Origin of the sequence: Cyanobium sp. LEGE 06143 (genome assembly GCF_015207535.1) — a bacterium.
GTDB lineage: Bacteria > Cyanobacteriota > Cyanobacteriia > PCC-6307 > Cyanobiaceae > NIES-981.
The window spans coordinates 1-12834 of record NZ_JADEWP010000058.1 but is presented as its reverse complement, the minus strand read 5'-3'; the positions used below and the strand labels follow the sequence as shown (position 1 = coordinate 12834).

Annotated in this window: 16 protein-coding genes and 1 tRNA gene; 9 read left to right on the top strand and 8 right to left on the bottom strand. The window is 68.9% G+C overall.

Annotated elements, in window-relative coordinates; translation table 11 throughout:
* Positions 1-174 precede the first annotated feature (174 nt).
* Positions 175-1701, top strand: coding sequence for an apolipoprotein N-acyltransferase (locus IQ216_RS05930; RefSeq protein ID WP_228007193.1), 1527 nt, complete (start codon positions 175-177; stop codon positions 1699-1701).
* A gap of 219 nt (positions 1702-1920) precedes the next feature.
* On the opposite strand, the gene IQ216_RS05925 is transcribed toward IQ216_RS05930, so the two are convergent.
* Complete coding sequence (locus IQ216_RS05925; protein WP_193814738.1) at positions 1921-2493, bottom strand: peroxiredoxin; 573 nt, start codon at positions 2491-2493, stop codon at positions 1921-1923.
* Positions 2494-2660: 167 nt separating this feature from the next.
* Here IQ216_RS05925 and IQ216_RS05920 point away from each other — a divergent pair, with 167 nt between their 5' ends.
* On the top strand, positions 2661-3284 hold the full coding sequence (locus IQ216_RS05920; protein WP_193814737.1) for a methyltransferase domain-containing protein: 624 nt from the start codon (positions 2661-2663) through the stop codon (positions 3282-3284).
* Between the two features lie 4 nt (positions 3285-3288).
* Here IQ216_RS05920 and pdxH read toward each other — a convergent pair whose 3' ends face one another.
* Positions 3289-3969 carry a pyridoxamine 5'-phosphate oxidase gene (gene pdxH / locus IQ216_RS05915; RefSeq protein ID WP_193814740.1) on the bottom strand — a complete coding sequence of 227 codons (681 nt, stop codon included), beginning with the start codon at positions 3967-3969 and terminating at the stop codon, positions 3289-3291.
* Between the two features lie 37 nt (positions 3970-4006).
* Here pdxH and IQ216_RS05910 point away from each other — a divergent pair, with 37 nt between their 5' ends.
* Together IQ216_RS05910 and IQ216_RS05905 are read left to right on the top strand one after the other, a co-directional pair.
* A complete protein-coding gene (locus IQ216_RS05910) occupies positions 4007-4798 on the top strand; it encodes an AhpC/TSA family protein (RefSeq protein ID WP_193814736.1) in 792 nt (263 codons plus the stop codon).
* A 2-nt stretch (positions 4799-4800) separates the two neighbouring features.
* Positions 4801-5226 (top strand): DUF1499 domain-containing protein, encoded by a 426-nt coding sequence (locus IQ216_RS05905; RefSeq protein ID WP_193814735.1) that lies wholly within the window; start codon positions 4801-4803, stop codon positions 5224-5226.
* Here the strand turns inward: IQ216_RS05905 and IQ216_RS05900 are convergent.
* A complete protein-coding gene (locus IQ216_RS05900) occupies positions 5204-5596 on the bottom strand; it encodes a Crp/Fnr family transcriptional regulator (RefSeq protein ID WP_186698979.1) in 393 nt (130 codons plus the stop codon). The genes IQ216_RS05905 and IQ216_RS05900 overlap by 23 nt on opposite strands.
* A gap of 103 nt (positions 5597-5699) precedes the next feature.
* On the opposite strand from IQ216_RS05900, the gene IQ216_RS05895 reads away from it, so the two are divergent.
* Positions 5700-6215 (top strand): hypothetical protein, encoded by a 516-nt coding sequence (locus tag IQ216_RS05895; protein WP_193814734.1) that lies wholly within the window; start codon positions 5700-5702, stop codon positions 6213-6215.
* Positions 6216-6256: 41 nt separating this feature from the next.
* On the opposite strand, the gene IQ216_RS05890 is transcribed toward IQ216_RS05895, so the two are convergent.
* A complete protein-coding gene (locus IQ216_RS05890) occupies positions 6257-7117 on the bottom strand; it encodes a hypothetical protein (RefSeq protein WP_193814733.1) in 861 nt (286 codons plus the stop codon).
* Between IQ216_RS05890 and IQ216_RS05885 the strand changes: the two genes are divergently transcribed.
* Positions 7116-7472: a hypothetical protein gene (locus IQ216_RS05885; protein ID WP_193814732.1), complete on the top strand. Its 357-nt coding sequence runs from the start codon at positions 7116-7118 to the stop codon at positions 7470-7472. The genes IQ216_RS05890 and IQ216_RS05885 overlap by 2 nt on opposite strands.
* Positions 7473-7592: 120 nt before the next feature.
* Positions 7593-7811, top strand: coding sequence for a hypothetical protein (locus tag IQ216_RS05880; protein WP_193814731.1), 219 nt, complete (start codon positions 7593-7595; stop codon positions 7809-7811).
* A 164-nt stretch (positions 7812-7975) separates the two neighbouring features.
* Here the strand turns inward: IQ216_RS05880 and IQ216_RS05875 are convergent.
* From IQ216_RS05875 to ftsH, 4 genes are all read right to left on the bottom strand, one after another.
* Positions 7976-8048: transfer RNA gene (locus IQ216_RS05875), tRNA-Ala, on the bottom strand.
* Positions 8049-8142: 94 nt separating this feature from the next.
* Positions 8143-8760, bottom strand: coding sequence for a transcriptional repressor LexA (gene lexA, locus IQ216_RS05870; RefSeq protein WP_225875785.1), 618 nt, complete (start codon positions 8758-8760; stop codon positions 8143-8145).
* Positions 8761-8830: 70 nt separating this feature from the next.
* Positions 8831-9811, bottom strand: coding sequence for an ornithine carbamoyltransferase (gene argF / locus IQ216_RS05865; protein ID WP_186698989.1), 981 nt, complete (start codon positions 9809-9811; stop codon positions 8831-8833).
* A 63-nt stretch (positions 9812-9874) separates the two neighbouring features.
* Positions 9875-11755 (bottom strand): ATP-dependent zinc metalloprotease FtsH, encoded by a 1881-nt coding sequence (gene ftsH, locus IQ216_RS05860; protein WP_193814729.1) that lies wholly within the window; start codon positions 11753-11755, stop codon positions 9875-9877.
* Positions 11756-11850: 95 nt separating this feature from the next.
* Between ftsH and IQ216_RS05855 the strand changes: the two genes are divergently transcribed.
* Positions 11851-12507 carry an SOS response-associated peptidase gene (locus IQ216_RS05855; RefSeq protein WP_193814728.1) on the top strand — a complete coding sequence of 219 codons (657 nt, stop codon included), beginning with the start codon at positions 11851-11853 and terminating at the stop codon, positions 12505-12507.
* A complete protein-coding gene (locus tag IQ216_RS05850; protein ID WP_193814727.1) occupies positions 12504-12749 on the top strand; it encodes a Nif11-like leader peptide family RiPP precursor in 246 nt (81 codons plus the stop codon). Before IQ216_RS05855 ends, IQ216_RS05850 begins: the two co-directional genes overlap by 4 nt.
* Positions 12750-12834: the final 85 nt, after the last annotated feature.

Genomic DNA, 12834 nt, shown 5'->3' with positions numbered 1-12834 from the left:
ACTCCTGGCTCACATAGCGCAGCCTGTCGTTCACCAGGGAGGTGGTGCCGAGGCCCCGCAACAGCAGTTGGTGCAGGGGGTTGGAGGAATCCATCAGTGGGGCCTCGCGTGAGTCGCGTGTGGTTCAACCTTGGCGCTTCCTACGGTGGCCTGCCAATGGCGGTCGAGGGACGGTTGCGCGGGATCGCTCTGACGGCCGGGGCACGGGCCGCCTCGATCCGGGCCGCCGCCGCTGGCCTGCTGGCGGGCGTCGCCCTGCCGCCGCTGGGCTTCCCCCCCCTGCTCTGGCTGGCCCTGGCCGTGCTCTGGCATGGCAGCAGCGGTTCGGGGACCCGCCGCCTGGCCACGGGAGGGCTGTGGGGCGCTCTGGCGGTGCTGGTGAGCCACCGCTGGCTGCTCGGCCTCCATCCCCTCGACTGGATCGGCGTGCCCCTGCCCCTGAGCCTGCCCCTCTGCCTGCTGTTGCTGTTGGTGCTGGCGGCCCTGGGGGCGCTGCTGGTGGCGGGCTGGACCTGGCTGGCCGGCCTGCTGGGACCTGGGCGCTGGAGCACGGCCCTGCTGCTGGCCGGCCTCTGGGGCGCCGCTGAACTGGCCCTGGCCCGGGGGCCGCTGTTCTGGCTGGGGCTGGGGGCGGCTCCCCTGCCCGGCGATCTGCCGCTTGCCGGCCTGGCGGCGCTTGGCGGCAGTGGCCTGGTGGCGGCGGTTCAGGTGCTGCTGGGCTGGGGCCTCTGGCGGCTGGTGGCGACGCCCCCTGGGGGCTCCGCCCTGGCGCCGGCCTTCCGCTGGCGCCGGCTGGGGGCCTGGCTGCTGGTGGTGGTGCTCCTGCACGGCAGCGGCGCCGCCCTGCTGGCGTGGCAAGCCGTGGGCGAGGGGGCCGCCGAGCGGGTGCTGGTGCTGCAGCCCGCGATTCCCACCCGCGAGAAACACACCGGGGAAGCGCGGCGGCAGCTGGAGCAGCAGCTGCAGGCGGCCCTGCTGGAGGCCCAGCAGCGGCAGGCCGTGGCGGTGCTGCTGCCGGAGGGGGCGCTGGGGCTGGAGCCCCGGCTGCCCCAGCCGGCCCCGGTGGAGCTGCTCAGCGGCGGCTTTCGCTGGCAGGAGGGGCCCGGCGGTCCCGAACAGCGCAGTGCCCTGCTGCGGTTCGGCGTGGGTGACAGCCGGCCCGCCACGGCGGTGGACAAGCACCGGCTGGTGCCACTCGGGGAGTGGGTGCCCCTGGCTGGCTGGCTGCGCTGGAGCGGCCTCTCAGCCGTGGGCGGCGTGGAGCCTGGGCCGCCCTCCCGGCTGCTGGCGCGGCCCCAGACCCCCCTGGGCGTGGCCATTTGCTACGAGCTCTCCGATGGCATGGCACTGAGTGCGGCCACCCGCGAGGGCGCCACCTGGTTGCTGGCCAGCGCCAACCTCGATCCCTACCCCTTGATGCTGCAGCAGCAGTTCGCTGCCCTGGCCCAGTTGCGGGCCATCGAGGCCGGCCGCTGGCTGGTGAGCTCGGCCAACACAGGCCCGGGCCTGCTGGTGGACCCCCGCGGAGCGGTGCGGGGGCGGATGGCCCCGGGCCGGGCCGGCACGGCTGTGTTTGAACCCGTGCCGATCACCCGGCTCAGCCCCTACGGCCGCTGGCGGGAGACGCCCCTGCTGCTGCTGGCGCTGCTGGGCCTGGGTGTGCGCCGCTGGGAGGGGCGCAGGGCACGGCTCAGCCCGTGAACTGGAGCGCCACCTCCACCAGGGTGAAGCCGAGCAGCCCGGCGAGGGCGAGGAGGGATCCGGAGCTGGTCATCAGCATGAGCGCCAGGGGCGGTGCGGGGGGTGAACCTTGATGGCGAGATTCTGACGAAAACCTTAAGGAAGCGCCCGTAGCGTTCGTCACCCTCCTGCCAATCGTTACAGTCCAGCCCCGCTCAGCACAGTCCAGCCCCGCTCCGCTCATCCCTCGAAGCTGCGGCGCGCCTCGCTCACCCCGGCAGGGCTGGTGCCCTTGAGGTAAGCCAGCATCGTGTCGGCATCGGACACCTCAAAGGGGTCGATGGGGCAGTTGTCCCCGAACTCGGGCTCGGCGAACACCTTCTCGATCACGCCGTCGTTGACGAGCATCGAGTAGCGCCAGGAGCGCAGCCCGAAGCCCAGATTCGACTTGTCGACGAGCATGCCCATCTTGCGGGTGAACTCGCCGTTGCCATCGGGCAGCAGCATCACGTTGTTGGCGCCCACCTGCTTGCCCCACTGGAACATCACGAAGGCGTCGTTCACCGAGAGGCACACGATCGTGTCGATGCCCTGGGCCTGGAACTCGGCGTAGAGCTCCTCGTAGCGGGGCAGGTGGTTGGAGGAGCAGGTGGGGGTGAAGGCGCCGGGCAGGGAGAAGAGCACCACGCGCTTGCCGGCGAAGATCTCGTCGCTGGAGAGGTCCTGCCAGCGGAAGGGGTTGGGGCCGGGCACGGATGCATCGCGCACGCGGGTCTTGAAGGTGACGCTGGGAACGCGGTTGAGGATGGCCATGGGGGTTGTGGAAAGGGGCGGATGGAACAGGCGAAGCGCTGGCCGGGGCCAGATGCTGCTGAAGTTAACTCATAATGACTCCGCTTTGCAATAGGCCAGGACTGCTGGGGACGGCTTCCCCTGCCCGGCTGCTGCTGTCAGCCTGGCCCCAGCCGCGCCAGCTCCGGATGACGCCCTCCTCCTCTGCCGAAGCCCAGCGCTGGGATCGGCGCTACCGCGTGGGGCGTGATGGCTGGGAACTGGGCCAGCCGGCGCCTCCCCTGGAGCGCTTTCTGCTCCACCACCAGCTGGCTCCCCGGCCGCCTGGGCGGGTGCTGGTGCCGGGCTGCGGCCGCGGCCATGAGGTGGCCCTGCTCGCCGGGGCCGGGTTCAACGCGGTGGGCCTTGATCTCAGTGCCCTGGCCCTGGAGGAGGCCCGCCGGCGGCATGGTCCCGATCGCCCCGGGCTGCAGTGGCTGCAGGCCGATCTGCTCGATCCCCCAGCCCTGGAGCAGACGGGGCTCGCTGCCGCCAGCCTCGATGGCGTGCTGGAGCACACCTGCTTCTGCGCCATCGACCCTGCCCAGCGCCCCAGTTACGCCCACACCATCGCCCGGCTGCTGCGGCCCGGGGGCTGGCTGCTGGGACTGTTCTGGTGCCATGGGCGCCCCGGCGGCCCGCCCTGGGGCAGCGATCCGGAGGCCATTGCCGCGCTCTTTGCCGGGGCTGGCCTGGTGCAGCAGCTCTGGCAACCGGCCGAGGGCTCGGTGCCCCAGCGCCAGCAGGAGTGGCTGGGGCTGTGGAGCCACTGAGATCTCAGGGGGCCAGACGTTCCAGCCGCCAGGGCGGCGCGCTCTGCGGGGTGCTGCCCTCGGCGGCGGAACGGGCGCTCGCACGGCTGTAAAGGAAGCGGTCGTGCAGGCGGTTCTCGCGGCCCTGCCAGAACTCGATCGTGGCCGGAACCACGCGAAAGCCGCCCCAGCTGGGCGGCCTCGGGATCTCGCCGGCGGCGAAGCGCTGCCGCATGTGCTCCCACTGCATCTCCAGGATCTGGCGGGAGCTGATCACCTGGCTCTGCTGCGACACCCAGGCCCCCAGGCGACTTCCCCAGGGCCGTGAACGGAAGTAGGCCAGCGACTCGGCAGCGGAGATCCGCTCGGCCTGTCCTTCGATCGCCACCTGACGCTCGAGCACATACCAGGGGAACAACAGCGACACCGCCGGCTGCTGGGCGATCTGGCGCGCCTTGCGGCTCTCGTAGTTGGTGAAGAACACGAAGCCGCGCTGGTCGAAGGCCTTGAGCAGCACCGTGCGGGAGCTCAGCCGCTGGCCATCACTGCTGCAGAGCACCATGGCGTTGGGCTCCGGCACGGCGGCCGCCTGGGCCTGGGAGAACCAGAGCCGGAACTGCTCCACCGGATCCGCGGCCAGCTCCGAGCGCCGCAGGCCGCCGCGGCGATACTCCTGGCGTAGATCCGCGAGTGCCCCGCCGCCCATGCCAGGGTCTGGGCCAGGGGTGCTGTCATCGCCGGCCATGGAAGCGGAAGGAAAGGTGGAGCCCCTGCTGCAGAGGCTGGCAGGGGTGAGCGGCATGGGGCCGGGGCAGCGCCGCCTGGTGTTGATCCTGCCCCAGCTGGGGGATTTCGACAGCCTCGAATACGCCCAGCAACTCGTGCCCGTGCTGCCCCGGCTCGAGGCGGCCGGCATCGCGCTGCTGGCGATCGGCCTCGGTGAGGCGGCCGGTGCGCAGCGCTTCTGCGCGTTCACCGGGTTTCCCGCTGACCGGCTGCAGGTGGAGTCGGAGCCTTGGCTGCACCGGGCCCTGGGCCTCTCCCCAGGCCTGCAGGCTCCGGGCGGACCCTGGCCATCGCTGCTGCTGATGTGCGCGGGGATCGCCTCGCCCGGCACCCTGGCGGAGGTGCTGCGCGGCTACAGCGGCGACCGCAGCGCCGCCCAGCGCCTTGCCGCCGAAGACACCGTGCTGGTGCCGCCCCTGCCGCCGATCCGCGGCTCGCTGCTGGCCCTGGCCGGCGGGGAGGGGTTCCTGCGGCCCTTCGAGCTGGCCCTGCTGCGGCTGGGCAACATGGCGGAAGTGCTCGGCCGCTGGCGCACCTACGTGCCCCACGACCGTCACCTCACCCAGCGCGGCGGCACCTTCCTGCTGGAGACCGACGACACCCTCCTCTACAGCCACCGAGATCCCGGCCTGCTGGGCTATTCGGCCACCATGGCGAGACCGCTGAGCTTCCTGGATCCGTTCCTGGAGCCGCCGGTGTCGCCATCCACCCCAACGCTGAGCCCCTCCCCTCGCCTGGAATCACCGTGACCATGCTGCTGCCTCCGTTCCTGATCCAAAGCCTGCTGGCCCTGAGCCTGGGCCTGTTTCACCTGGTGGGTCCGGTGCCGACCGACCTGGGCCTGGAGCAGGGGGCCCTGGCGGCCTGCCCATCGCCCGCCCACTGCGCCAGGGAGAGCTGGCCGGTGGCCGACCCTGAGGCGGCGCTGCAGCTGGTGCTGCCGGTGCTGCTGGAGCAGCCCCGGGTTGAGCTGGTCGAGCAGCAGGGCGGCTACGTGCATGCCACCGCCAGCAGTGCCCTGTTCGGCTTCGTGGATGACGTGGAGCTCTACGCGGATCCCGATGCCGGGCTGCTGCAGGCCCGTTCGGTGTCGCGGCTGGGGGATTCCGACCTGGGTGTGAACGCCAAGCGGCTGGCGCTGCTCCAGGCCGCCCTCACACCCGGGCCCGGCGCTTGAGGTCGCGCAGGCGGCTGCCCAGGGACTGCAGCATCTCCAGGGCGAACATCGGCATCTCCTGCACGGCGAACAGGAATTCCTGCTGGTTCATCACCAGCAGCTTGCAGGGCGTCTTGGCGGTGGCGGTGCCGAAGCGGCGGTGCGAGGGATCGAGGAAGGCGCCGATGCCGAAGGTCTCGCCCGGGCCGATGGTCTCCACCAGGCTGCCGGCATCCCAGTCGAGTTCCACCGTGCCCTCCAGCAGGCCGTAGAGGCAATCACCGGGGTCGTTGCTGTGGAACAGCACGTCCCCGGCCGCGATGGTCAGAACGCTGCGCTTCTGGGCCAGGGCCTCGATGGTGCTGAGGGCGTTCGTGGAGCTGAGGGACATGGGGAGGACAGCGACAGGGTCCTCGCAGAGGACAGGTCCATGGATAGCCCCCGCTGGCCAAGCTGCGGTTAAGAGAGGATTAGTCCGGTAGGCCTGGGCTGTCGTGGGCATCGCTGTCGCAGGAATCATCGATCCGTCATGGGCCCGCTCCCTGGATCGCTTCTCGGGTCGGGATGGCGTGGTGAACGTGTGGATCAACCGCCGCGGGGCCTTCGGTGCTCTGCCGGTGTCGCGCGTCGAAGCGCGGTTCATCCGCGGCACCTTCCGGCGGCTGGATCGCATCACAGGCCTGCGCTTCGCCTACACCAGCCGCCGCGTTTCGGATCTCGATATCAGCGCCGTGCAAGACCTGGGCGGCAGCACAATCGGCCTCGCCTCCCGCCGCCCCGGCTGGTTTGAGGTGGCCTGGGAAGGACGCCGCGGAGGCCGGCTCACCCGCAGTGAGCGGCGCACCATCAACCATGAGATCGGCCACGTGCTCGGGCTCGATCACCCCTTCGGCAACGGCTTCAACCCCCGCTACACCACCAAGGACACGGTGATGTCGTACAACGTCCGCCGCAACTTCGGCTACACCAGCTCCGATGTGGCGGCCCTGAAGTTCCTCTGGGGCGGTTGAGCTCGCCCTCTGCATGGGCGGTTAAACCTGATTCAACGAGGCTATTGATACAGATTGACGAGGACGATGCGTGTGGCAGAAGCCGCTTGCGGGTGGCCTCGGTGGGCACCATGCTGCGCTGAAATCACCATGTCGCCGGCGCGGCAGAAAACGGGAAGAGCGACATGTCCAGCCAGCAAGCGGTATTCATGCTTGTTGAGGCCGTGGTGCTCGTTAAAGGCCTGATTCTCTTGTCGCAGGGCTGCATCGTGGTGTGAGCACATGATGTAGCAGTAGGGGCCTGTATCAAAACAATTGACGTCGTTGGCATAAACAAATGACTTGACCTTGATTCTCTCTCCGTCGCAGTGGTAGAAGCGCGTGTTCTCCACTCCCTTGCTGACGTAGAGATTTCGGCACTTCACTTTCAGTTTTCTGTCGAAAGCTCTGCGGGCCAGGGCCTCAACGAGGTCTTCGTGCTGGCAGTCGAGAATCAGTTGCCGATTCTCCGGAACAAGATTCTCAGGATGGAAAACATCCATCATGCCGTCGTCTTCTTCATGCCGGAAATTCACCACCGGCTTGGTGCTCTCCACAAGGGCCTTGTAGCCACGTAGCAGCCGATGCTCACCGCGGTTGAGGATCAAGTGCGGTAGCTCACGCCCCGGCGTCAACGCGGCAACGTCGTCCCAGGTGCGTTCTGCCATGGTGGCCAGGGCGTCAACGGCCTGCCTGGACGCCGCGCCACGAATCACGATCAGGCCAGTGCGCGAGAGGGTCTGAGCTGCCTCCTGAACCTGTGACCCGTGCCTTCGCAGCGTCTTGAGGTCGAAGCAGATGGCACGAGTCTCACGCCATCGACGCAGGCCGGAGTGGAGTTTTGGCTCCTGATAGAGCGGGGGAATGTCCCCAGACAGAGCCATGCCTGCCGAAGCTGGTCGTTCGGACAGTAACAGCAATCAATCGTTATGGAAGACCAAGTTGGGGGCTCTGGAGCGCTACTACGGAGCCCAGCAGCTCGGCTGTCCCGTGGACTTCTACCAAGGGCGCCATGACCCTGACCACAGCGCCTGGCTCAGCTACTTCGTGGATGTGATCCAGCAGGCTGCTGCGGATCTGGCCCAGCGCGCCGAAGCCCTTCAGGCCCATCAGGAACCGCCCGATCCTCACCCGCTTGCGGGCGGTGCCTCGCCGCTGGCGAGGGCCAGGCGGACCAATTCAAGCCGGCTGATCTGGAGGAGTGGTTCGCCGTGTCGCCAACCGCAGCGGCAGGAATAAGCCAAGTGAATCCTGGACTTTCTGCCCGGCATCAACCCAGAAGCCGAGGTTGTGCAAGCCCTGGAGCCACTCGATAAGACAAGTGGACCGCCGATCCCTTCGCCCAATTTCTCTGAGCCCATGATCCGCCGCACTCCCACCATTCACCCCGAGCTCAGAGCCCGCCAGGAGTGGCTCGGCTCCCTGCAGCCTGTGGGTTTGGTGGTGGCCCCGGCGGCGATGCAGGACGCCGGCTGGGTGGTGACCCGCAGCGGCAGTGCGCTGATCGAGCGCCAGGAGCGCTACCGAGCAGCTATGGCTTGGCCCGGGTGGGCCCCGCGCAGAAGCTGGGCTGGATGATCGTCACCGGATCAACGCCCGTGAAAGCGGCATCTCAGTGAGGCAACCGAGGCAAGCAGCCAGGAAGGGGCGATTCTGCGCACATTTCTGCGCTTACTGATGGAGTGGAGACAATTAAGAAGGTCCACCCGCTTCAGAAGCCAGGTGGGAAAGCGTACTTGGAATGGAGCCAAGCGGATTCGAACCGCTGACCCCCTGCATGCCATGCAGGTGCTCTACCAGCTGAGCTATGGCCCCGTTGTGAACGCACGGCTGGAAGAACGCTGGTCGCTCAACCGTTAGGCCTGGTGGCCTTGCCTGGCGCTGCTGGAGCTTACAACGCGGTGGGCCCTCACACCTGGCGCCAGACGGCCACCAGCTTGCCCTGCACGGTCACCTGGTCGGCGGGCAGCACGATCGGCTCATAGGCTGGGTTGGCGGCCTCCAGGGTCACGGTGGCGCCCTGACGGTGGAAGTGCTTAAGGGTGGTGCCGCTGCCGTTCACCAGGGCGCTCACGATCGTGCCCTGGCGCAGGCGGGCGGGATCGACCACCGGCTCCAGCAGCACCACGTCGCCATCGGCGATGTGGGCCTCCACCATCGAGTCGCCGTTCACGGTGAGGGCGAACAGGCCGCGGGTGTCGAGCACGGGGGCCAGGTCGAGCCGTTCCTGCAGGTCGTCATAGGGCTCCACCAGCCCGCCGGCGGCCACGGCGCCCAGCACCGGGATGCCGCCGCTGCCGCCCCCCAGCAGCTCCAGGGTGCGGGCCTGGCCCTCCTGCCAGGTGAGCCAGCCCTTCTGCTGCAGATGCCGCAGCCGGCTCTGGATCGGCGCCGGCGAGCGCAGCCCCATGGCCTCCATCATCTGGCGGATGGAGGGGCTGTGGCGATGGGCGCCGATGTAGTCGGCCAGCCAGTCGTAGAGCTCCTGCTGGGCCTGGGTGAGCACGTCAGGCTGGGATCGGGGCACCGCGGCGCTGTCACTGATACAGATGTACCGCCCCCTGGCCCGTTTGTCCAGTGGGCCGCCCGGATGCCGCTCAGATGCCGCCCAGCAGGGCGGCCAGCAGGGCCTGCTGGGCATGCAGGCGGTTCTCGGCCTGATCGAAGATGCGGCTGGCGGCACCCTCCATGGCGCCGGCGCTGATCTCCTTGCCCCGGTAGGCCGGCAGGCAGTGCAGCACGATGGCGCGGCTGTCGGCCTCGGCGATCAGGTCTTCATCGAGGCACCAGCCGGCGAAGGCGGCGTCGCGGCGCTCCTGTTCGTCCTCCTGCCCCATGGAGGCCCAGACGTCGGTGTAGAGGGCATGGGCACCCCGCACCGCCGCCACCGGCTCGTGGTGCACCTCCACCACGCACTGACGCTCAGCCGCCAGGGCCTGGGAGCGCTCCAGCACGGCGGCATCGGGGCTGTAGTCCACCGGGCAGCCGATGCGCACGTTCACGCCCAGCAGGGCGCCACAGAGCATCAGGGAGTGGGCCACGTTGTTGCCATCGCCCACGTAGCTGAGCGTGAGGCCGGCCAGGTCGCTGGCCCGGTCGCCGAAGGCCTCCTGCAGGGTGAGGTAGTCGGCCAGGGCCTGGCAGGGATGTTCCAGGTCGGTGAGGGCGTTCACCACCGGCACCGAGGCCCAGCGGGCGTACTCGGCCAGCTCCTCCTGGTCGTAGGTGCGCACGGCCAGCACATCCACATAGCGGCTCAGCACCCGGGCGGTGTCGGCCACCGGCTCGCCGCGGCCCACCTGGGTGATGCCCGGCTGCAGGTCGATGGTCTGGCCGCCCAGCCGCGCCATCGCCACGTTGAAGCTGGTGCGGGTGCGGGTGGAGGCCTTGGTGAAGATCAGGCCGAGCACCTTGTCGCGCAGGTCGATGTTGCGGGTGCCGCGCTTGAGGGCTGCGGCCAGATCCAGCAGGGCGGCGGTCTGCTCGGCGCTGAGGTCGGCTGAGGAGAGCAGGTCGAGGCCGCGCAGGGCCTGGAGAGCGGCGAGGCTGGCGCCGGCAGACGTGGGCTGACTGGCCATCGGGCCCCGTTCAAACATCCCTTATCGGAGATGGTGAGCCCCCCAGTCAAGGGGGGCTCAGGCTCAGGCCAGGGCCTTGGCGTCTTCGGGCATGACGCTCTCAGCCAGCAGATCGCGCAGGTTGTCGCCTTCGATCACCTCTTTCTCAAGGATCTCCTGGGAGATGCTCTCCAGCAGGGAGCGGTTGTGGCGCAGGATCGCCTGGGCCCGGTCGTGGGCCCGGTCCACCAGGCTGCGCACCTCCATGTCGATCGCCTGGGCCGTGGCATCACTCACCACCCGGCGGGGGTTGTTGCCAGCGCCGAGGAAGCGGCTGCCGCCCTGCTTGTCGTAGGCCAGGGGGCCGAGGATCTCGCTCATGCCGTAGGTGCCCACCATCTGCTCGGCGATGTCGGTGGCGCGCTGCAGGTCGTTGGCGGCACCGGTGGTGACCTCACCGAACACGATCTCCTCGGCGCTGCGGCCGCCCAGCAGGGTGGCGATCTGGCCTTCGAGATCTTCCTTGGAATTGAGGAAGCGCTCCTCGGTGGGCAGCTGCAGGGTGTAGCCGAGGGCGCTCATGCCACGGGGCACGATCGAGATCTTGGCCACCTTGGCGCCACCGGGCATCAGGTGACCCACGATCGCGTGGCCCACCTCGTGGTAAGCCACCACCTTCTTCTCCTCGGGCTGCAGCACCCGGCTCTTCTTCTCAAGGCCGGCCACCACCCGCTCGATCGCCTCGTTGAGGTCGCCCTGCTCCACGCTGGTGCGCTTCACCCGGGCGGCCAGCAGGGCGGCCTCGTTCACCAGGTTGGCGAGATCGGCGCCGGCGAAGCCACTGGTGGCCTGGGCGATGCGATCGAGGTCAACGCCCTCGGCCAGCTTCACCTTCTTGGCATAGATCTCGAGGATCATCTTGCGGCCGGAGAGGTCGGGGCGATCCACCAGCACCTGGCGGTCGAAACGGCCGGGCCGCAGCAGGGCGGCGTCGAGGGTTTCGGGCTGGTTTGTGGCCGCCAGCACGATCACCGGCTTGTCCTGGCCCGTGAAGCCATCCATCTCGGTGAGCAGCTGGTTGAGGGTCTGCTCGCGCTCGTCATTGCCGCCCACCACGCCCATCGAGCCGGAGCGGCTCTTGCCGATGGCGTCAAGTTCGTCGATGAAGATGATGCAGGGCGCCTTCTTCTTGGCCTCTTCGAACAGATCGCGCACCCGGGCCGCACCGGCGCCTACAAACAGCTCCACGAACTCAGAGCCGGAGATGATGAAGAAGGGCACGCTGGCCTCGCCGGCCACGGCCTTCGAGAGCAGGGTTTTGCCGGTGCCTGGAGGCCCCACCAGCAGCACCCCCTTGGGAATGCGGGCACCGATGGCGGCGTAGCGCTCGGGGGTCTTGAGGAAGTCGACGATCTCAGTGAGTTCGGTCTTGGCCTCATCCACCCCGGCCACATCGGCGAAGGTGACGCGGGATTCCTCATCGGGCACGTACACCTTGGCCTTGCTTTTGGTGAAGCTCAGGGCCCCCTGGGCACCGCCCATGCCACTGCGGCGGGCGAAGAACTGCAGCACCAGAATGAAGATCAGCGGCGGCACCACCCAACTCAGCAGGGTGGTGAAGAAGTTGGGCTTCTGGGGCGGTGCGGCGGCAAACTCCACGCCGTGCTGCTCCAGTCGCTGGGGCAGGTCCATGTCGAAGATCGGTGTGGTGGCCAGCACCGTGGGGGCTCCTTCGGCAGGGGCCTCCTTGAGTTCGTAGCGGATCTGCTCCTGGGTGATGAAGGCGCGCTTGACGCCGTCGTCGTTCACCTGATCGATGAACAGGGAGTAGGGCACCCGGGGCACCTGGGAGGAGCCGTTGGGAAGGAAGTTGCTGAACAGCAGCAGAACGCCGAAGCCGATCAGAATCAGATTGATCAGGCCGAAGCGCCGCGAGGGCCCCTTGTCATCCTGTCGGATCGGCATGGTGCGGCAGCCAAAGGTGTGCCCAAGCTAGGCCTGGTGGGTGAGAGCCCGAACCGACCCGGGGTTGGGAGAACCGATCCTTCACCGTCCCTGCCATGTGCGGCCGCTATTCCCTCACCAGCGAGCTCGACCGCCTGCTGCCCAGGCTCCGGGGGCCCCTGCCAGCGGGGTTGCGGCAGCACTACGCTCCCAGGCCCCAGATCCGCCCCGGGGAACCGCTGCTGCTGCTGCGGCAGGAGCATGGCCAGCTGGGGGCGGCCCTGGCCCTCTGGGGTCTGCTGCCCAGCTGGGTGAAGGACCCCGGCGGCTGCCGGCGGCCGATCAACGCCCGCGCTGAAACCGTGGCCGAGAAGGCCAGCTTTCGCGGGCCCTGGCGCCATCACCGCTGCCTGATCCCCGCCGATGCCTTCCAGGAGAAGGGCCATCAGGTGCGCCGCGCCGACGGGGCGCCGTTCTGGCTGGGGGGGCTCTGGGAGCGCTGGATCGGCGCCGACGGCAGCGAGCTCGACACCTGCTGCGTGCTCACCACCACGCCCAACGACCTGATCGCTCCCGTTCACCACCGCATGCCCGTGGTGGTGCCGGACGGCCTGGAGGAGCCCTGGCTGGCCCCCTGCGACGGCCCCGCCCTGCGGGCCCTGGAGCCCCTGCTGCAGCCCTGGGATGGCAGCGCCTGGCGACTGGAGCCCCTCCCGAAGCCAGCGCCGCAGTGTGCACCGCTAGACCAGGACCAGTTGGAGCTGCCCTGGTGAGCCTGGAGCAACTGGATGCCTTTCTGGCCGAAGCCCGCAGCCAGGAGAGCCTGGCCGCCCGCCTGAACCAGCCCCTGGAGCTGGTGGAGTTCCTGGAGCTGGCCCGCTCCTGTGGTTATGGCGTGGACGAAGCCGATGTGCTCGCTGCCCAGGAGCGCCAGGACGCCCAGCTCAGCGACGCTGAACTGCAGCACCGTGCCGGCATCGAGGCCCGCAAGCTGCGGCACTTCATCCAGGCCTGAACCCCTGGTTCTGAATCCCTGGTTCTGAACCCCTCAGCCTTGGCCTCCCGGCTCCCGACAGAACGCCTGTGACCCCCCTCACTCC